Annotated in this window: 13 protein-coding genes; 3 read left to right on the plus strand and 10 right to left on the minus strand. The window is 33.1% G+C overall.

What is annotated here, in order from left to right; all coding sequences use genetic code 11:
* Complete coding sequence (locus tag KF896_01305) at positions 1-1989, plus strand: T9SS type A sorting domain-containing protein (protein ID MBX3042332.1); 1989 nt, start codon at positions 1-3, stop codon at positions 1987-1989.
* 140 nt (positions 1990-2129) lie between these two features.
* Here KF896_01305 and KF896_01310 read toward each other — a convergent pair whose 3' ends face one another.
* Positions 2130-5201 carry a PKD domain-containing protein gene (locus KF896_01310; GenBank protein ID MBX3042333.1) on the minus strand — a complete coding sequence of 1024 codons (3072 nt, stop codon included), beginning with the start codon at positions 5199-5201 and terminating at the stop codon, positions 2130-2132.
* A gap of 237 nt (positions 5202-5438) precedes the next feature.
* Between KF896_01310 and KF896_01315 the strand changes: the two genes are divergently transcribed.
* A complete protein-coding gene (locus KF896_01315; protein MBX3042334.1) occupies positions 5439-6455 on the plus strand; it encodes a fumarylacetoacetate hydrolase family protein in 1017 nt (338 codons plus the stop codon).
* The gene (locus tag KF896_01320; GenBank protein ID MBX3042335.1) at positions 6455-7390 is read left to right on the plus strand and encodes a flavin reductase family protein; all 936 of its coding nucleotides are present in this window, start codon (positions 6455-6457) and stop codon (positions 7388-7390) included. The genes KF896_01315 and KF896_01320 overlap by 1 nt, the downstream gene beginning before the upstream one ends.
* A 155-nt stretch (positions 7391-7545) precedes the next feature.
* Here KF896_01320 and KF896_01325 read toward each other — a convergent pair whose 3' ends face one another.
* From KF896_01325 to KF896_01365, 9 genes are all read right to left on the minus strand, one after another.
* Positions 7546-10683: an efflux RND transporter permease subunit gene (locus KF896_01325; protein ID MBX3042336.1), complete on the minus strand. Its 3138-nt coding sequence runs from the start codon at positions 10681-10683 to the stop codon at positions 7546-7548.
* Positions 10684-11745: an efflux RND transporter periplasmic adaptor subunit gene (locus tag KF896_01330; protein MBX3042337.1), complete on the minus strand. Its 1062-nt coding sequence runs from the start codon at positions 11743-11745 to the stop codon at positions 10684-10686.
* Between the two features lie 22 nt (positions 11746-11767).
* Positions 11768-13216: a TolC family protein gene (locus KF896_01335; GenBank protein ID MBX3042338.1), complete on the minus strand. Its 1449-nt coding sequence runs from the start codon at positions 13214-13216 to the stop codon at positions 11768-11770.
* Between the two features lie 33 nt (positions 13217-13249).
* Complete coding sequence (locus KF896_01340; GenBank protein ID MBX3042339.1) at positions 13250-13876, minus strand: TetR/AcrR family transcriptional regulator; 627 nt, start codon at positions 13874-13876, stop codon at positions 13250-13252.
* A gap of 177 nt (positions 13877-14053) precedes the next feature.
* A complete protein-coding gene (locus KF896_01345; GenBank protein MBX3042340.1) occupies positions 14054-15463 on the minus strand; it encodes a leucine-rich repeat domain-containing protein in 1410 nt (469 codons plus the stop codon).
* Positions 15464-15566: 103 nt separating this feature from the next.
* Positions 15567-16880, minus strand: coding sequence for a HAMP domain-containing histidine kinase (locus KF896_01350; protein ID MBX3042341.1), 1314 nt, complete (start codon positions 16878-16880; stop codon positions 15567-15569).
* Complete coding sequence (locus tag KF896_01355; protein ID MBX3042342.1) at positions 16881-17735, minus strand: HDOD domain-containing protein; 855 nt, start codon at positions 17733-17735, stop codon at positions 16881-16883.
* Complete coding sequence (locus KF896_01360) at positions 17728-18060, minus strand: hypothetical protein (GenBank protein MBX3042343.1); 333 nt, start codon at positions 18058-18060, stop codon at positions 17728-17730. The genes KF896_01355 and KF896_01360 overlap by 8 nt, the downstream gene beginning before the upstream one ends.
* Before the next feature lie 201 nt (positions 18061-18261).
* A complete protein-coding gene (locus tag KF896_01365) occupies positions 18262-20646 on the minus strand; it encodes a T9SS type A sorting domain-containing protein (GenBank protein MBX3042344.1) in 2385 nt (794 codons plus the stop codon).
* Positions 20647-20741 lie beyond the last annotated feature (95 nt).

Genomic DNA, 20741 nt, shown 5'->3' on the forward strand with positions numbered 1-20741 from the left:
ATGAAAGATAAATTAGACAAATATTTAGATTTAGCAAAAGAGGTACACTTAGCTAATGTACCTTATAATACTCCCGAAGCAGAAAGTCTGCTAAGTGGGTCTGGACGCGGTACCGCCCAAAATTTTGTTGATCGTTTTTTAAACTTTTTTGGGAGACATTTATTTATGACTATCACATCATTAATCGCTATAATTCTATCGGGTATTTATTTGCTATCGCCTTTCGGAGCAGATGAAAAAATGACAGAGAAAAAGCAAGAATCTACATTTACACAATCTAAAGCGGAAATACATTCAAATAACGAGAAATCCAACTTGATTGGGGAAGATATTACTTTACCAAGCAATGAACAGCTTACGAATAACAATATGACATCCGATACAACGAAAAAAGTTAATTCATCCAATGATAAAATATTCAGTATAGATGAAATAAACTGGGAACTATTAACATTCAATATAGAAAACTGGAGTTTCATGTGGACATTCAGAGTTGAAAGTAAATCAGTTTTCAGTAAAGATGGTAATCATAATATTATGGAAAGAAAATATCAACTTATATTAGAGGATAAATATCTTATTACTGTTTCCAAACAATTGGAAGATTCTTTGAGAAATATAGTTGATTTACAAAGAATTAAATCTATATGCTTTCTTGATGTTCCAGATTATTTCGACAAATTGACTGAACTTAACAATGAATTAATTATTCAATCAAACAATATGGATTTGGTAAGAATGTTGAATATGTATGCTCATATCACTCGTAAGTTATTCAACAATCCAACAGAGATGATGAAAATCAAATCAAAAGGGTTGTTATTGGGTAAGGAAATCCTTGAAAAACTTGATATTGTATTTTCTGATACAACTTTCTCAATTCCACAGGACGAATTATATTTGGATAAACAGTATATCAATAAATTCTTAAAATTATATGGAGCTGACAAGTTTGACTTGAATGATATTCCTGATAAGAATATACTCATGAAGAAAAATGTTATTTTTGAATGGGAAAAGGTTGATATATCTGACGATAAAACCAACATCTTATGGAAGTACGGAGAGGCACCTGTATATCAACGAATTAGTATGTTGGATAAATCCAGTTTGTATGATGACTTAAACACATCCCCAGAAAATAAGAAAGCAGTTTTGACACAATCATACTTTAAGATTGATGGACTAAACAGTTCTGATAAAGTAAACCGGAAATCACCAGTAATGTTCAAAAATTGGACTGTATTTAATAATCATGATGCAATTTTATATTACGGAAATGAGAAAACTAAGAAAATTTATGACTTGGCTTCAAAATTTGAGTTATTAATTCTAAAGTTAGATTCATTGAAATCCCTAAAGAGTAAAAATAGTGATGAAATAAATACAATCAACAACGAACTAAATACAATCAAGATTTATTTAGAAAATCTTAAAAACTCTGTCAAATACCGTTACCTCATCCCTGTAGATGTTCAAATTCCATACTACGGATTTACAAAAGAGGAGCTTGATACCATGCCTAATGCAACTTTTGTAACACTATGGTACTATCCGAATGAAGAGTTTTTGTCTGCATTACCCGATGATATTCGAAAGCAACTTGAAAAAGAAATGAAGTTGGTAGAATCTGTTCGCAAAGGCGAATTGCAGCCGGAAGATGCCTGTGATGAAATCAAATTGGAAGAATCGCTTCTCGGGCTGTGCAATCTGACATCACAAGCAATTACAAATCTAAATGTTTTTCCGAATCCAGCTCTGGATTATGTAAATATAAAATTTGATTTACTTGACAAAAGATTTTACAAAATAATACTTACCGATGCAAGCGGTCAATATTTAAAGGATTTAAGCGGTTGGACTGAAAGTGGCAAGAATGAAATTAAGGTCATTGTATCAACTTCCGGTCTTCAGAGTGGAGCTTATGTAATTCAGGTGGTTACTGAAAAAAGCGAAAAACTGATGTCAAAGTTTGTAGTAAAGAGATGATTTTTTTATATTCAGAATCATCAACGGATTAAAAGATTTCGCGGATTGATAAATATGCAAGATGTCCTACACTTGCGAAGTGTAGGACATCTAACACATTTTAACATTCAGCACAATAACATTATAACACAATAACTAACTCACATCTTTACAAATTTTTCAACAATGGAGCAAGCTCCATTGCTGCAATTAATCCTTATAAAATACACACCAGCCGGCAAATGCGAAACATCAATTCTTTGGGTGGACAGGTCAAGCCCTGTCCCTACAGACATTACTTCCAGCCCAAGCATATCAAATATCAGCACCTTCATACTCTCTACAAAGGGCTGAAGCCCTTTGTTGCTGAATTGGATGGTGATGAAATCTGTAGCGGGATTAGGAGCAATACTAAATACGATATTATGCTGAACTCTATTGTTCTCATTCTTTTCAATAATGCTTAAAGGTATGTCGTTATCCATCTCCATTAGTACAGTCAATTTATCGGCTTCATACTCAGAATAGGCAAATAAACTATTTGGAACACCAATAAGTAAATAGTCCAATATTGAATTTTTATTTGTTTTTCCCAATAACTTGATTTTGTTATCACTTGTTTTATGAATATCAGATAAAACGAAGGTTGTATCGGAAATTCTGTAATCTTTAATTCTTTGCATATTGGAATTGAAAACGTAAAATCCTTTGTTCTTTGAATTTGTGGTATTCAATACAGCGAATTCATAAGAGCTGAGTGGCAGAATTTTTATAAATGAATAATTAATATCTCTAATTTCCTGCTCAAAAACCAATTCCCCGTTCCCATTAAATTTGGCAATATATGCAGCACCTTTATCAAAGTCAGTACCTGTTATACCTACAGCTACATACATATCATCATTAATTTTCTTGTAATCAAAAATAAAAAGAGAGTTAAATTTTGATAGATTTTTTGTTGTTCTGTGGATTTCACCATTTTGATTCATTAGTAAAAAATCAATATCATTTTTATCAATTCCGAAGTAAGTTTTAACAGAAGAATAGAATTCTTGGTTATGCTGTTGAAAAACAGATAAATTACCGTCAAATGTAATATCTTCAATCATCGTAAAGCTTATATCGTATTCACCATTAACTACCGTGTCTTTTTTAGTGAATACCTGTATCACTGTCTTATTAGTATCAAACGGCTCTAAGTTAAAGTTATGTATAACCAGATTTTTAGAATTTAATGTATTGCCAAGTGATTTTGAACTAACAATACTTCCTTCGTAAAATGGATAATAATATGAATTACGCCCGTTAAATCTATTATCGTATTGGGTTATTAATAGTCTTTGGTTATAAATACCCATATTGTCAAGACAGGAATCCGGATAAAAATTATTTGCAAATAGATATTTTCCAAGAGGCAAAATTCCATCAAGGTCTATCCAATTGTTATAAAAATTTTTAATATCAACGACTTTATTATCTTTTAAAAATACCTTTTGCACGTGATTATCCGCAAAAGTGGTACCCCCACTAAACATTTGGCAATAAACAAGTTGAATTACATGGTCTTCTCCGCTTCTGAATTCATAAGATTTTTGTGGTCTTGATGAATATATATCCCTTGAACACAAGAGGGGGATTTTTGTTAAGTTCTTGATATTAACAGGTTCAATTTCTATTGAATCAGTATTAATATAAAAGTATTTTGTCTCAATTTTGGTAGTTAATAAATCCTTTGTTTGTAGCTTAACATTATAAGCTCTAACTGAATCATAAGTATGGACAGGATCTTTTTCTGTACTGACAGTACCATCTCCAAAAAACCACTTGTAAGTTAACTCCTCTCCCTTTGTAAGATTACTAAATTTTACGGTAAGTGGGGTGGCTCCACGAGTTACATCACTTGAAAAGTTCGGTTTGTGCTCTTCCACAACACGTATATATTTAGTCTTCTCGGTTTCATATCTCTCACTATCATATAGATATATCAGTTTAACAGTATAAAAACCCGGTTTGGAATAAGAAACAATTGGAGACTTGTCGTTCGATGTCATTCCATTACCTAAATCCCAGAGATATTCACCTTTGTCCTCCGGAACTTTTTTGAAAAACTGTATTTCCTGATTAACATATATCAAAGTATCTGTTGCAATAAAATCGGAATCAACTCTATATTTATCTCTTACATTAATAATTTTCAAAGTGGAATCAGAACAACTAATGAATATGTCATTACCATCGTTCAGATAATTTGATGACAAAATTACAAATTTTTTATCAAAGTGTATAGAATCCATAAGTGATAATGAATTCAGATTGGCAAAGTAAAATGTTTTATTATCACCTAAAATTACGGCTCTATCGGAGAAGTTATAGTTATGTAACGATATTACATCAGTATTTAGAATACCAATAGTTCTTATGTCCTTTAGCTCATTATCTATTTCTTTAAAAGTTCTTTGCATACCGTAAACTAATTTATTAGAATTTACAATTGTTAATTCGCCTTTTCTGTAATGTGAAAATTCTTCCAATTTTCTTGGTTTTTTATTGTCATATTTTTTGTACTGATTCCCAATAATTTCATATTTGCCGACATCAGCAGTTAAATCGTTGTAAAAGTAAATAAAATTATCTGTAAGAACCAAATCAGTGTAAGCATCGTCCATAATTTCTGATTTGATAATTCTATTGTTTGACAATTCCACAAAACCCCAATTGCCGAACCAATAATCCCGTGCTATCTTACCCAAATCTTCTATTGCAAAGGCGCCATAAGTAAAATAAACAGTTTTGTTTCTTTCATTATAAGCTATTTCACTAAAGTGAAAAGTATGAATAAGATACCTAACTCCAATTGGCATCATAATACTTAAACTGTCCGTCATTAACTTTTCTTTAATACTATAAATTAAAAGTTTTATCGGGTTATTGTTGTCATAATTATTAATTACAACTACTCTTTCTTCATCAAAATATGAAGCTACAATATTTTGGTTGAGATTATGGTCGAAAGTAATACTATCAGTTACCTTCCCGCTATTGATATCAAAATCAATTATACGAAAAGTTTTTTTATCATAAGTTAAAAATTGATATTTTTGATTGTCAACTTTTCTGATTTGTTGAACCGTGTAATTAAGTTTAGTTTCAATATAATCAATTTTATCTTGCCAATCAGCTAAAGCAACCTGAATAGTTGATATAACACAAAAAAGAAAAATTACGCTTTTCATCTCACTTTCCAAAAATAATTTATAAACAGTAAAAACTCTCAACAATTACAATAACACATCAAAATGAAAAAAATCTCAAAAATAATTGAAATTTCTTTTAAAAAAGGGCTAATTTTTAAATATTTTTTTGAAAAATGTAAAATTCACCAAAAAAGCAATTCCTACCCCTCTAATACGTTTATATATAACTACATTGAACCAAAAGAAATTATTAATCACAAAATAAATTAAATCATTATGAAATTAGTTACTTATCAGAAGAAAGACCTTAGCCATTCACTCGGAATTATGCTTGATGGCTCTGTATTTGATTTGCAGAAATCAGCTTTTGCAATTGGTCATAAACTGCCAACAGAAATGCTCGAATTTCTCAAAGGTGGCGAGGAGTTTATGGAAATTGCACGCGAAGTTGAGAAGAAAATTATAAAATCCGGAAATGTTACTCCGGAAAAATATCTCAAACTTGCTTCACCTGTTCTTAATCCGCCGTCTATGCGTGACGGCTATGCTTTTCGCCAGCACGTAGCAGCAGCCCGCCGTAACCGCGGTGTGGATATGATACCGGAATTTGACTCTTATCCTATATTTTATTTTACAAATCATAATGCTGTTTTTGGCGAGGGTGATGTAATTGTTGAAAATGACCACCTTCACAAACTTGATTTTGAGCTTGAATGGGCTGTCATAATTGGAAAGAGTGGTAAGAATATCAGCTCTCAGGATGCAGATTCACATATTGCAGGATTTACGATTATGAATGATTTATCGGCACGCCGCCTGCAAATGGAAGAAATGCTTCTTAATCTCGGTCCTGCAAAAGGTAAGGATTTTGCTACTACTTTAGGACCATTTATGATAACTCCCGATGAACTTGAAGACCGCAAAATTGAGACTCCATTCGGCAACTTGTACGACCTCGAAATGACTGCGTACCATAATGGTAAGCAGGTTTCACTTGGCAATACAAAGGATATGACCTGGACTTTTGCTGAAATAATTGAGCGAGCTTCTTATGGTGTGGAATTGCACATCGGTGATGTAATCGGCTCGGGAACTGTCGGCACCGGTTGCTACTTAGAGCTTAACGGCACTTGGGCAAGAGAAGCAAAAGAACGTGGCGAGGACTTTACTCCAGTTTGGCTGAATAACGGAGATGAAATCGAGCTTAGAGTTGAGCGGCTCGGCTCTCTGAAAAACAGAATGGTTTTATCCGCTAATAATGTTTCAATTTTAGATAAAAAGAAGGCATTTTAATGTTTAGAACTATTAATCCTAATGAAATTAAGCAAAGTGAAGTCCAGAAATGGCTTACCGGTGGTGTTGCACCGCGTCCTATAGCTTTTGTTTCTACAATCAGCAAAGATGGTATAAAGAATTTGTCGCCTTTCTCATTTTTTGGTGCTTTTGGTTCAAATCCACCGGTGGTGGCATTTTCTCCTTCAAGGCGCGGGAGAGATAACACGCTCAAGGATACTTATAATAATCTCATTGAAACAGGTGAGTGTGTAATACATTCCGTAACTATGGACATTGTCCAGCAGATGAACCTTGCATCAAGTGAATTCCCGCCTGAAGTGGATGAGTTTTTTATGGCTGGCTTTACTCCGGTCGAATCTCAAATTGTAAAACCATTCAGAGTGAAAGAATCTCCTTTTGCTATGGAATGTAAATTATTGCAAATGGTTGAACTTGGCGGTAAACATGGCTCAGGCAATCTTGCAATTTGTGAAGTATTGCTGTTTCATGTAGATGAAAGTATTATCACTGAAGACAAGATAGACCCGTTCAAAATCCGGCACACTGCTCGAAACGGCGGGAATTGGTACACCATTGCCGATAAAAATTCAATGTATGAACTGCCCAAACCATCGCATGATAATGCAATAGGATACAATGGACTGCCGGAATATATCCGGAATTCAAGAATATTATCAGCAAATGATATTGCAGTTCTTGCACACACTGACAGATTGCCAAGAATGGAAGAAATTGAGGATTACTGCAACAGAATGGTTGATACTGATGAAATGAATATTCAGCAGGCAGAATTTCGCGAAACTGTGAAATCTAACAGGCAAATAAACCTTGAGGATTGCGAAAGAATTATTAAATCCGCAATTGACAGCAATGACATAGATTTTGCACTGAAAGTAGTAGTTTATGGTGAATTTAACCTTATAGCGGATTAACCAAGAGAATTGACTATAACTCGTATGTGGAGTCAATGTAATCAATTTAAACAACAAATAAATTTGAAATTTTAATGTAAAAGAGTAAATAATGACAACAAAAAAGGGATTTTACTAAATCAGCAAAATCCCTTAAAAAATTAACAACTAAAAACTTATACGGATTTAGGTTTTCTTCTGAATAATCTACCAAAGAACCTAAAAACACCATCATTGACGTAATAAGCAGACGGTACAATTATTAAGGTCAGCACTGTTGACATAAGCAATCCGCCAATAGAAACAATACCGAGTGGTATTCTCATCTCAGAGCCTGTTTCACCCATACCGAGTGCCATTGGTAACATACCGAGAATAATCGCAGTAGTTGACATAAGAATCGGCTTTATTTTTGTTGGTCCGGCTTTGATGAGGGCATCCTTAGCAGAAAGTTTTTCATCCCGCACAAGCTGATTAGTATAATCCAGCAGGAGAATCGCATTATTAACCACAATACCAAGAAGCATAATCATTCCCATCATTGCAGTAAGACCAAAGTTAGTATCAGTATAATACATCAGAAGAATAACACCAATTAATGCGAGTGGTAAAGTTATCAGAATGAGTACAGGTTGCCAGAAGCTCTCCAGCATAGCTGCAAGTAGCATATATGTCAGCAAAAATGCAAGCATAAATGCAAATCCTAAGTCCATAGCCATTTCCATCTGCATTTCTGATGTACCAGCCCATTTAATACGATAGCCAACAGGCATATCAATTCCACCTTGCATTTCCCCTCCGACATTTTCACCATCTATAATTTTGGTGATTTCATTGATAATATTTCCTGTCGGAACTCCGGGTGCAGCATCAGCAGTGAACTTAATTGCGATATACTTATCTCTTCTCAATACCATTGTAAACCCTTTGGTAAATTCGACTTCGCAAAGCTGTGACAATCTGAAGCTACCCATTGGGGTGGCTATTGGAATATTAGCAATCTTTTCGGGTGTATTTGTTGATTCTTCGTTTAAAGTAACTGAAATATCATATTCTTCACCAAGTTCTTTAAATTGAGTTGAAACAATGCCCTCAATTGCAGCGCGAAGTGTAAGGGCAATTTCATTGACAGTAATTCCAACTTCAGCCATTTTTTCACGTTTTGGCGTAATCGTAATTTCAGGTTTACCGGCACTTGATGAATTGTCAAGATTAACAAGCCCTTCAACATTCTTGATTTTATCCATAATTTCATCTTTTATGGATTCTAATTTATTCAAATCCTGACCAAGCAGGAAGAATTCAATAGGTGCGCCCGGACCAGCCATATTCTCTGCAACACCAACTTTAATGTCAGCATTAGGAATGTCAGCGAGGTCTCTGATGAACATAGTTACATAATCCTGAACAGAAGTTTCACGGTATTTAGCTTCATTTAAGTAAACTTCCATCAGTGATAAATTCGCTCCAATATCTAAATCCGTTGACTTGCCAATATTAGTTAGAATATTTTCAACATCATCATATTTGCTAACTCTTTGTTCAATTTGACGCATAAGCTGAGTAGTTGATGTCAGGTCATCGCCTTCAGGCAATTTCACCTGAATACGAATTTTTCCGTTATCACCTTGCGGCATAAACTCTACTGCAAGATTTGGTCCATAGACAGCAATAACCACAACATAAAAAATTACAGCTACACCTACAAGTGAAAATATCGGTATGTATTTATTTTTCAAGAAAAATCTTAATACTTTTTCGTAAAGACTTTTTTGTAAATTTTCAAATCTCATTAATATTTTCGATAATCTGCCAATTTTTGGTTTCTCAGGTATAAGCAGAGAAGCCAGCATCGGAGTAAGTGTGAATGACATCAGAAGTGAAAATATTGTAGCATAAGTAGCTGTCAGAGCAAGTTCTTTGAGGAATTCTCCAACCATAGAACTGATATTTGCAAGGGGAACAAAAACTACAACATTTGTAAGTGTCGCAGCAAACACTGCTACAACAACTTCTTTAGTTCCTAAATACGCCGCTTCTTTCCTAGATTTACCTAAATCTTTGTATCTGAAAATATTTTCAATTACAACGATTGAATTCGATACCAAAACACCCACAGAAACTGATATTCCCATAAGCGACATCATATTTAGAGAGAATCCTGATGCTTTTACAAGCAGGAATGTTGAAATTATTGAAGTTGGCATTGAAAGAGCAACAATCAAAGTTGACCTTAAATCATGAAGAAATAAAAGCAAAATTATTGATGTAAACAATATACCCAAATAAATATTGCCCATTGTGTCATCAACATTCGATTTAGTAAAGCTTGAGTCATCATTAACGATAGTAAGTTTAGTACCATTAGGAATAATTTCTTTCAGCTCAGGCATGATTTTTTTCAAATCATTTGAAATATTGATTGCATTACCGTCAGATGCTTTGATAATACTCAGTCTAACTACATTCTCATCACGAAGTTTGGTTTTGTTATCAAAATAAACAGCTCGCTGGCGGACAGTCTTCGAAGCGTCATCAATAGAAGCAATCTGGTTTAATTTTTTCTTTCCGAATGCTGTTGGCACTTCCATCTCACCAATTTCATCAAGGTCCTGAAATTCACCTTTCATACGGACGGTATATTCAGTTCCTTCAATATTGAAATATCCGCCCGGAATGTCAAAATTCTGAGCACCCAAAATTCCAAGCATTTGAGGTAGCGAGATAATATTTTCGAACACTGTTCTGTCATCAAAAGTTATTTTTATTTCCCGCTCCTCACCACCGATAAGATTTACTCTTGCTACACCGGCAATTTGAGAAAATCTGTCTTTTAGAGTACGGTTGGCAACGTCATAGAGCTCTTTCGGACTTAAATTTCCCGAAAAAACTATATCTATAATCGGAAAAGATTGAAGGTCAACTTTCTGAATAATAGGTCTGTCAGCATCATTAGGTAAATAATTGATGATCTCTTCGACTTTATCTTTAACTTCCTGATTAGCAATATCAATATTTTTCTTTAAATCGAATTCAATCATCACAAGTGAAACGCCGTCAAGTGAGTATGATTCGAGTCTTTTAATCTGGCTGACAGTGGCTACTGCATCTTCAATCTTCTTGCTTATCTGTGTTTCAATTTCCTTAGGACCGGCACCAGGGTAGACAGTCTGAATCGTCACAAAAGGAATATTAACTTCCGGCACCTGATTCATATTCAAACTTGTGAAGGAAATATATCCGAATATCAAGAAGACCAGAATAACCATTGTAGTCATAATAGGTCTTTCTATAGATATTTTTGCAAGTATCATTTATTTACTTCCTTTGGATTCTACTTTAATCTTTGTGCCATCTTCGAGGAATGTAGTGCAGCATGAAATCAGACTTTCTCCAACATTCAGACCCCCTGTAATTTCAACCATTACTCCGCTTTCTTTTCCTGTTGTAACTTCTTTTTTTACAGATTTTCCATTATCGGAGACAAACACAAACTTTTTATCATTATCATCAATAATATATTTTCTATCAATTGCTATAATCTCTGATTCATCAGAAATTTTGATTCTAACATCAACACTCAGTCCGCTTTTTAGCTCATTTTTTGGATTATTTAACTCAATTTCAACAGGAAAAGAGCGTGTCATTGGAGACATTTCAAGTCCAATCATCGAAACTCTTCCTTTGAAAATACTGCCATTCCATCTAACATCTGCTTCCATGCCTTTTTTAATAAAACCTATTTCTTTGTCTGATACATTCAGTTTTGCTATCATTTTTCCGGTATTGGCAACTGAAAAAAGTACTTTTCCTAATTCAGGGACATCACCTGCTCGGTAAGGTAAATTAATAATCATACCTGAAGCAGGAGCTTTGACATTGATTACCTGATTAAGCTGTTCGAAATTTCTTTTAGAAACTATATACTGAGTATTCGTATTGTCGTACATTTGCTGGGATATTTCTCCGGCATCAAGTAACTCCTTCATCCTTTTTACTGTGATTTCAGCATTATCAAGTGCGGCTTTAGCTTGATCATATTGCAAAGCAGGATTATTTGAAGGGAATTCCATTACAATTTGTCCTTCTTTGACGTAGTCACCAACTGATACATTCAACTTAATAATTTTGTCCGAAACTTTTGATATTTCAACAGTTTCTTTAATCGGTACTAATTGTGCAAAGTATGACAGTTCTTTTGAAAAACCACTGGTCTTCACTTCTATAACCGTTACAGGAATACCTTCTTCCGATTTAATTTGTTCCATACTTTTCGGTGGTTCGACCTTTTCCTTCATACATGAAGTAAATGTAAAACTAATAGTTCCAAGAAGTAAAAGGAAGATTCCACTTCTAAGGAATTTAAAATAATTCATTGAAATGCTCCATTTATATATATTATTTGTTAATTTCATTTCTCATCACCATTTGGATGTAATCATCTTTAATATTACCAATCAGGTCATCAATTTCATTCAGTGTAACGATATAAGCATAAACCGACTGCAAGCGGTTTGTCTTTGCTTGTCTGAGTTGAGTTTCAGCTGTTAAGACTTCGAGCTGAGTTCTGGTACCGTTTGTATAACCAATTGAGGCAATTTTCGCCGTTTTTTCAGCAAGTTCGACATTGCGGTCAGCAGAGATCAGGTTTTGCTTAACTCTGTCCAATTCGTTTAATTTAGTTTTAATTTGTAAAGTTACAAAATCACGAAGTTGGGATAACTGTTCCTCAGTTTTGATACGTTCAATTGTAGCTTGCTGAACCTTGTTTTTTGTTCTGTTACCGTTGAAAAGATTCATTTGCAAGGCGACGCCTACCATTGATTGGCGATAATTCAAAAAATTAAAATCATCAGCCATGCCATTTAACGAGTAATTACCAAAAGCAGCAAGCGAGGGCCACCAGTCAGACCTGTCGAGATCAATGAAAGCTTCGTCAACTTCGATTTTTGATTCAAGTGTACGAATATCATTATTACGTTCATTTGCAATTTTGATTAAATCGTTTGCCTGAGCAACTGCAATTTCATTGTACACCAAACTACCATCAACATCAATTTCAGTATCTTTATCAAGTTTCAGAATCAGCTTAAGTCCTTCCTTGGAATTTTTTAAAGCATTTTCAGCCTCAAGTAAAGAAGGTTTAAAATTTTCGACCTGTACTTCCGCCTGAAGAACGTTGTATTCAGCTGCTATACCTTGGTCGTACATTGCTTTCACATTTTTATAGTGCTTTTGGAAATTGTCAAGACTGACATTCATTAAATCAACAACTTCTTTTGCAAGTACTATTCCGTAAAATGCTTGCTTAACTTGAAGGACTGTCTTAGAAACTTTGCTGTTCAGCATTTCCTGAGATGTCTGCAAATACTTGCCTGATGCTCCAATTCCTGTAAATACTGCGGAATTGAATAAAATCTGAGTAACTTCAAGTTTTGCTTCGTAATTGTTAGAAAGTGCAAATGCCTGAAGTACATTTCTCATTGGAAGAAAATGATTTGGGTCTTTTGGAATAAGGTTTTCTGCTTCAAGAACTGAATATGTTGAGTTATTAAGCAATGCTTCAAAATCCGGAAATGGCATTCTCGGTTTCTCAAGTAAGTGAGTGTAACTTGCTGAAAAATCAACTGAAGGTAAGGCATAGCCGAATGCTTCATTCACTGCAGATTGGGCTTTCTTTACTTCAAGGAGTGCAATTCTTGTATCAGAATTATTCTGAAGTGCTGTCTTTATAGCATCATCCAATGTCAATATTTTGACCTGAGATTCTGCATCAAAGTTATTCAAAATCAAAACTGAAATAACCAGAATTATGATTTTGAATTTATCAAAAATATTTTGAATCATGTTTTGTTTTACTCGTAAATTTATTTATTATAGTTAATTTCTTAATTTCGAAATATACTCATCCCGTGCCTGCTGAGTTAAAGCACCGGTCAGAAGAATTTCATAGAAGTTAGACAAAATATCATTTACAGATAATGGAATATTTGTCAGAATCTCCGGTTTAAGCAAATTTCTTAATGCGTGAAAATGAATTATGTAAAAAACTTCTTCACTAATGTTTGGCTTAATATAACCTTGCTTTATACCGGCTTGATATACTCTGCGAAAATCATCAACTCGCTCAGCATCAAACCTTTCGCATTTCTCCCAGTATCCGGGTAGATGTAATTTCAAATCATTAATAACTTCACCACTAAAATAAGAAGTATGCTCTATTATAATTTGCCAAAGATTTTTCAACTCATCTATAAATCTAAAATTATCACCGTCTGTCATTCTTCCTATTACTTCCTGAATCTTCAGTCGAAAATTATTCAGAGCACTATCAATTATTTCATAAACAAGTTCATGTTTTGAACGAAATAATTCATAGAAAGTTCGTTTGCTTATACTAAGTTCAGCAGCTATATCGTCAATACGTAGGTTCTTGTAACCATTCTGCAAAAAAGCTGCTTCAGCGACCTTTAATATTCTTTTCTTTGTTTCTTCTCTTAAATTCATATATACCCATAAAACTATTATAGTTTTTTCAGTTTTCATTGATATTGACGTTTCATATTATGAGAATATTATAACAATTTTTATTACGAGAATAACTTAAAAAGGTTTCAAACATATAAAAAAAACGCTCCCGAATATATTTGGGAGCGTTCCTAAAAATCTGTTAGATATGTTTTATTAGAAAATAATTCTTGCTTTTGGGAGCATTTTCTTGACTGATTCTTTAGTTTCATCAGTTACAGGATTGCCCTTTAAGGTAATAACTCTCAGTTGTTGCAAATTATCAAGTCCTTGGGGAACATTTTTGATTTTGTTATCTGCAAGTGATAAATTTCTTAAATCCTTCATGCCGGATATTTCACTTGGTAGTACTGTAATCTCATTTTGATTTAGATTAAGAGTCTGTAATTTTTCCAACTTACTGATAGAAGCACCAATACTTGTAATTTTATTATCTGAAAAATCAATCTGAACAATGCTTGTCATCTGAGTTAGAACATCAGGCAATTCTTTGAATTGATTGCTTTTAGCAGATAGTATTTTTAATGAAGCTAATTTTTCAAAACTTTTAGGGAGAGCAGAAATTTGATTTCCGTCAATATTAAGTTCCTGTAAATTTTCTATTGTAGTTATGACATCAGGTAATTCTTTTAAGCCGGTCGAACTTATAGTCAAGCTTCTTAAGGATGGTAACTTGGATATATGAGCCGGAAAATTTGTTAAACTATTTTCGCTGATATCAAGATGTGATAATTTTGGCATATTTGCAAAATCATCTTCAAGACTGTTGAGGCTATTTTTTCTAAGGTTTAAGTGTCTTAAAGATGGTAATTCACCAAATTCTTTAGGAACAGAACTTAAGTTATTAGCCTCTAAATTTAGATTAGCAAGTGATTTTAAATTGATTATTTTAGAGTTGATAGTGTTTATTGAATTATTTGATAAGTTAAATATAGTCAAATATCTTGCTGAAAAGATGCACTCAGGTATTGAGCTTAGAGAATTTCCTGATAAATCCATTTCCCGAAGAGATTCCATAGGGGAAAATTCACCCTGCATTGAATTTATTTTATTTCCGTTGACTGCAAATTTTCTGAGTCGAACTAACTTATTTATATCTGCAGGGATGTTCGAAATTTCATTATTGGTGAATTCAAGTACTTCCAAATTCTGCAATTGAAAAACTACAGCAGGTATATTAGCAAATTTGTTGTCATTCAACTTAAGCTCTCTAAGATTAGTTAATTGGGCAAGCTCTTTGGGTAAATCCGTAAGCTGATTATTGCTCAAATCCAATCTTTCAAGATCAATTAGCTCTTTAATTCTTGGTGTAAGACTTGTTAATGATTCCCCTCTGACAATTAAATTTTTGACACCGGCAGGATTAGCCAGTGCATTATCTAAGGAGCCGGTAGCATTTCTACCTTTTTTTAAATCCTTCATTCTTTCCATTTTTTGCTCTCTCATTTTATCCATTTTGGCTTTTCTGTCCAGTGGGGATTTAGATTTAGAGCTATCCTGAGCAGAAGCGGCTATAAAAATGAAAGAAAGAAATATAATTGTAATGCTAAAAAATTTATAATTCATACTAAAATCCTAAAGTTTTGTAGTTCAATATACATTAGACGTGTGAGAAAAAAAAATGTTAACTTGATTAATTGAAATTTTACAATTCATTACAAATGGGCTATCAATCAAGTATGAAAGAATTTGTGGTTCGAACTTTTACAATCACTTTTGTAAATTTGTTTAATTCGCTCTCTATCAGGATTTTACCATTGTGCAAATCAACAATTTTGTAAGCTATTGCAAGCCCCAGTCCCAGTCCCTGTTGTTCGTGTTTATTTCTTTCAAATTGTACATAAGCGTCAATTTGGTTCAGAAACTCATCAGGAATTCCGGCACCCAAATCATGAATAGTCAATTTGTAAAACTCGCCTTCAATTGATGAATAAATATCTATTTTAGTACCTTTCTCCGAGTATTTCAAAGCGTTGTCAACAAGTTCATCTACTAATTTAGCTAAATATTCTTCGCCCATTAAAATTGTTGCAGATACCAGATTGATTGATATGTCATCTACTCTTTCATACGCCATTGCCTTTATCTGAGTTTGCTCAAAAATAATGGAGTCGCAATAAGGTGAAATTTGGGTTTGAAGTTTTTCGATTTCCTTGAGTGATGTTGAAATAATTGACAAACGTGTATGATAAATAAAATTCTCGAATAAATTTCTAAGTCTGTTTGCAGATGTATTAATGTCAGCAATGATTTCAAGTACATCGTTTCTGTCGGTATCTTTTATTCCATTAGACTGTGTTATAAAACTATTCAGATAGTTCGTCATACCAAGAATTTCATTAATTGGAGTGCGGACTTCATGTGGTATAGACATACTTAAATTGGACTTAAGAGACTCGATTTTGTCTCCAAGTGCTTTATTGTTTTCAACTAACTCCATTGTTCTTGAAGCTATTAGCTGGTCTAATAATTCTTTTGTCTGTTTTTGTTTGAGGTATAATTCTTTATTTTCCAATATATTAGCAAGACTGTTGCAGAACATATTCAGTAAATTTATATAGTTTAATGTAATAACATTGAAATCTGATTTTGAAGTCAATATAAAAACACCTACTACCTTTTGTGTACTAATAAGAGGTAAAAACAAATTCCAAACTTTAAATTCTTTCATCTCGCATAATGAGTACCTGCCTGTTTGGACAGCAAGCCCTACAGAGCCGCTGTCCAGGCAAAATTGGAGGCTTTCGCGATATAATTTATTGCTTTCTTTAGGATAGTTGAAATTTAAATTGAATTCAAAATTATCATGGTTCATTTTTAAAAAAGCAACTGATTCTACATTTGGAAACTTGCAGAGGTATTTTGTTGATTCTTTAATAATATTGCCCGAATATGTTTTGTTGCTTATGATACCAAGAAGACTTGATGATTCATTCATAATCAAGCTAAATTGTTCATCTATATGTATTAGTTCTTTTGACATTTAAACCTTTAATTGTAATATACTGTTAGCCATATTAAATGCAACATTAATTTCTTCATACTTACTTTTTAAGGTACCTGCAGAAAAATTTAAAATATTCCAAATTTCAAATGCAGGTTCAGGAATATAATTATCACCGGTATTTCCTAATTTCATCAAACAGGCAATAATATTTGCAAGATGTACGCAAGCCAACAACGAATCAGTACGATTGCTGTATTTGCCACGCTCATGATACTCGATTGTGTTAATCAATGCAGTTGGCAAATTCCATTTTCTGGCGAGTTCAGCACCAACTTGTTCATGGGTCATCCCAAATTTGTTTAATTCAAATTTACTAATAGAAATTTTCGCATTTGATGCAAGTTCAATTATTTCGGAATATTCATTTGGAAAAAAATGAATATAAAAAAGCTTTCCGATATCATGGATTATACCTGCTATAAAATAATTCTCTACATCCTTGATACCTAATGAATTTGCTAAAATTCTTGATGTTACAGCAACACCAATTGAATGCTTCCACAAGTCAATAACATTAAACTTGTCTGCATTATTGATTTTATCGAAAACATCCATTACTGAAAGTGCAAGCAGAATATTTTTTACTTCATTAAATCCAAGATATAAAATTGCCTGATTGACTGTCGTGATTTGACTTTTTATTCCAAAAAGGGGAGAATTTACTACTTTTAAAAGTTTGATTACTGAAGCCTGGTCTTTCATTATTACATCAGCTAAATCCTGAATAGATGACCTTGGATTAGATATTACAGTCATCAACGACGTATAAATTGTCGGTAATGTCGGAAACTGATTAGATTTATATAAGTAGTAATTAACTTTATCAATCATTGTCACTCCTGTCAAATTGATGTGCAAGGCTAATTACCCCTAATTCAAAAAGGTCCTTTTCAGCGTCGTTTCGAGGCTTCCATGTAAGTATTTTAGCAAGTTCAGCTCGCGCTAAAATTATCTGATCTTCACTCAACTCTGTTGCCTCATCACCATCATCCGAGAGTACTCTGACGAATTGAATGTTCCATGTTTTTAATATTCCAATATGCCGGGATGTAATTTCTACACCACTATTAATAAGAGTCTGACCCATTGTATTTACAACAGGTTCAGCAAGTATTAATCCAGGCTCAAGAACATCTAATGATAAATTTATTGGCATAGAATTATAAAATTTACTTATAAATTATTTCAAATATATCAAAAATCAAACCAAAAAAACGATTTTTAATTAAAATATTTGAAAATAAATTCAATTTTTTCAAATATTATTGGAATTTGGGGGGCATATTAAGTTGATATTGTGATAACACATAAAGTCTTTCTTCATTGCTATGGTTTGTTATGGAGTGATATGAAACATTTACATTTTGACAAATTTTTCTACTTTATGACCTATCCTTAAAAAATACACACCTGTTGGCAGTTGGGAAATGTTGATTCTATTATTGCCTGCAATCAGTGATATTTGAACTACTTCCAAACCCAAGAAATCAAATATCTGGACTTTATCTGCTGCTTCATTGGGCTTAAGCCCTTTGTTATAGAAGTTTATTATAATATAATCGCTTGCTGGATTGGGGTAAATAGTTATGCTGTTTTCTTTATCAAAAATACTGCTTACTAAATCATTATCCGGTAATATAATTCCTTCAGGCTTATATGCTGTATTTGTAACTTTCATTTTATTTGACCAGACTTCACCACAGTCATTTCGGAATAAATACTGATAGACACCCGGTTTAACATTATTTTCCTTACCTCCGAATAAAAAACCATAATCATTGTTATAAAGGTTATTCCTAAATTTTGTACCCTCGTGAATTTTTACTTTATCCAAATATACTTCATAATCCAGAAAAGGACCGTTTGAAATGACGGATGCAAAAATTTGCTTAATATAATCTCCATCATTGGTAAGTTCATTTGGAAAATCTTTTTGTATAAAAGGAGCAGTTATTACTTCAACAAATACTTTCGAATACAATGTTTTAGTATTTGAATTTTTATCAACAGTCCAAACAAGATAATTACCATGGTCTTCGATTTTCAAATTCCGGATAATTAATTTACTGGATTCAACATTTTTTATTCTGTCTGTTTCTTGTAGTTCTTTGCCGTCAAATTCCCAAATATAAGAATAATTCTCACCTAAATCTTTTACTTCGATAGCTATATCCTTACCAATGCAACTGTATAATTCATTATAATCCCAAGCAACATAAACAGAATCTGTCCAGGTTACACCGCACTCATTTTCAATTTTACATCTGTACCAGCCCACATCTTCAGGTACAGATGCTCTTGGTGGAGGAGGATATAATGAAGGGTAGGGCGGACAACTGTCAATTCCAAGCCAGTAGTCTGATCTATGGCAAGTCTTTCTTGCCTGTTTACCGTTTCTATACCATGTGTACATACAACCTACATCGTTTTTTACGATAACATCAATGTATGTTTGTCCGAAAAACTTGTTTGTTCTGTCTTTAATGAAGGTATTTCTTGGTTGTTCGTAAATTTTGGGCAACATATTGAGTTCAAGAACAAAATGCTCACTTCTTTTAGAAACTTTTTTTTCTACCCATGTTACAAGCACATAATATATATTGAAATCTTCATCATAGTCAGTATTTTTTATTGTTAACTCTCTTGTTTGTGTTCCGATAAATTTTTCACTTTCAATAAGTTTTTTAAAACCGGATTTATACCATTGATATGTAAATGTACCTTCGACTTCGGTTACAACCGTTGCTTTAAAGGTGACATCCTGACCTTCACAGCCATAAAAATCCGGCGACACTTTAATAATCTCAAATCGGGATTCATCACCAATTTCGCAGCTAACAGTATCAGAGCCGCATAATCCATCGGCAACACAATAATATGTAGTTCGGTCACTCCACACAAGTTTTGTAATTTCCAAATCCTGAGATTTTGTACCTATATACTTCTTGCCCTCTTTCAATTCAAGCCTAATCGTATCAGGAATAAAGGTTTTTGGTGGTTTGAAAGTATAAATTATTGTATCTTTAAACCATCTGAATTTAACATTATTTATTTCGGGTTCATTATTGCCATGAAGTAAGGCAGTCATTGTTGCGGATTTATTGTATTCCCAGAAAACCTCTTCCGGTCTTGTAGTAAATTCTGTAGGAGTTGCAACATAAACACTGATTGGTTTGCTTTGTGCTATATCGCAAGGACTATTTGATTTTATTTTGCATACATACGTGCCTGACATGGAGTAATCGGCATTTGAATATCTCAATACGCTGCTAACAGCTCCGTCAACAGGATTATTGTCTCTATACCATTGATATGATAAATTATATCCAAGTGCATCAACCTGTAAGTAGATATCATCACCTGAGCATACCTGAACTGATTGTGTCTGATGTAGAATTTCTGTTTCACTAAAAATTGTTATACCATGGAATTCATCATATATTTCAGGATTATTTTTATCACTGACTTTTACTGAAAGCGTTGTATTGAGGTATTCTGCATCATTTACAGTCCAGACGAAGGTATTATTATTAATCTGATAGTTTAATACAAAATTGTATTTTGTATCATTTTCATTTTTTATTTCTACAATCACATCTGCTGTCGAACCTTCCCACTTGATTACAATAGGCGTTGTCCTGCATAATTCCTGTATATCAGCAGGGTAATAAATATTTATTCCTTCAGAAAATGCCTTATTTACTAATATTAAAAATATAAATATGTAAATGATTATTTTCATAATTGCTCCAAATCATTTTTTCGATATTTCAATATATCATCAATTTGACAATTGAAAAGTCATTTTGTAATATTCATTTCAAAAATAAATATTTA

The organism is Ignavibacteriota bacterium, from assembly GCA_019637995.1.
In the GTDB taxonomy this organism is placed as follows: Bacteria; Bacteroidota; Ignavibacteria; order Kapaibacteriales; family UBA2268; genus JANJTB01.

What these genes read in the sequence shown, in the direction of transcription:
- KF896_01325 (MBX3042336.1), bottom strand. Translation starts at nt 10,683, where the DNA reads ATGATACTTGCAAAAATATCTATAGAAAGACCTATTATGACTACAATG.
- KF896_01340 (MBX3042339.1), bottom strand. Translation starts at nt 13,876, where the DNA reads ATGAATTTAAGAGAAGAAACAAAGAAAAGAATATTAAAGGTCGCTGAA.
- KF896_01365 (MBX3042344.1), bottom strand. Translation starts at nt 20,646, where the DNA reads ATGAAAATAATCATTTACATATTTATATTTTTAATATTAGTAAATAAG.
- KF896_01310 (MBX3042333.1), bottom strand. Translation starts at nt 5,201, where the DNA reads ATGAAAAGCGTAATTTTTCTTTTTTGTGTTATATCAACTATTCAGGTT.
- KF896_01360 (MBX3042343.1), bottom strand. Translation starts at nt 18,060, where the DNA reads ATGCCAATAAATTTATCATTAGATGTTCTTGAGCCTGGATTAATACTT.
- KF896_01345 (MBX3042340.1), bottom strand. Translation starts at nt 15,463, where the DNA reads ATGAATTATAAATTTTTTAGCATTACAATTATATTTCTTTCTTTCATT.
- KF896_01350 (MBX3042341.1), bottom strand. Translation starts at nt 16,880, where the DNA reads ATGTCAAAAGAACTAATACATATAGATGAACAATTTAGCTTGATTATG.
- KF896_01320 (MBX3042335.1), top strand. Translation starts at nt 6,455, where the DNA reads ATGTTTAGAACTATTAATCCTAATGAAATTAAGCAAAGTGAAGTCCAG.
- KF896_01335 (MBX3042338.1), bottom strand. Translation starts at nt 13,216, where the DNA reads ATGATTCAAAATATTTTTGATAAATTCAAAATCATAATTCTGGTTATT.
- KF896_01355 (MBX3042342.1), bottom strand. Translation starts at nt 17,735, where the DNA reads ATGATTGATAAAGTTAATTACTACTTATATAAATCTAATCAGTTTCCG.
- KF896_01315 (MBX3042334.1), top strand. Translation starts at nt 5,439, where the DNA reads ATGAAATTAGTTACTTATCAGAAGAAAGACCTTAGCCATTCACTCGGA.
- KF896_01330 (MBX3042337.1), bottom strand. Translation starts at nt 11,745, where the DNA reads ATGAATTATTTTAAATTCCTTAGAAGTGGAATCTTCCTTTTACTTCTT.
- KF896_01305 (MBX3042332.1), top strand. Translation starts at nt 1, where the DNA reads ATGAAAGATAAATTAGACAAATATTTAGATTTAGCAAAAGAGGTACAC.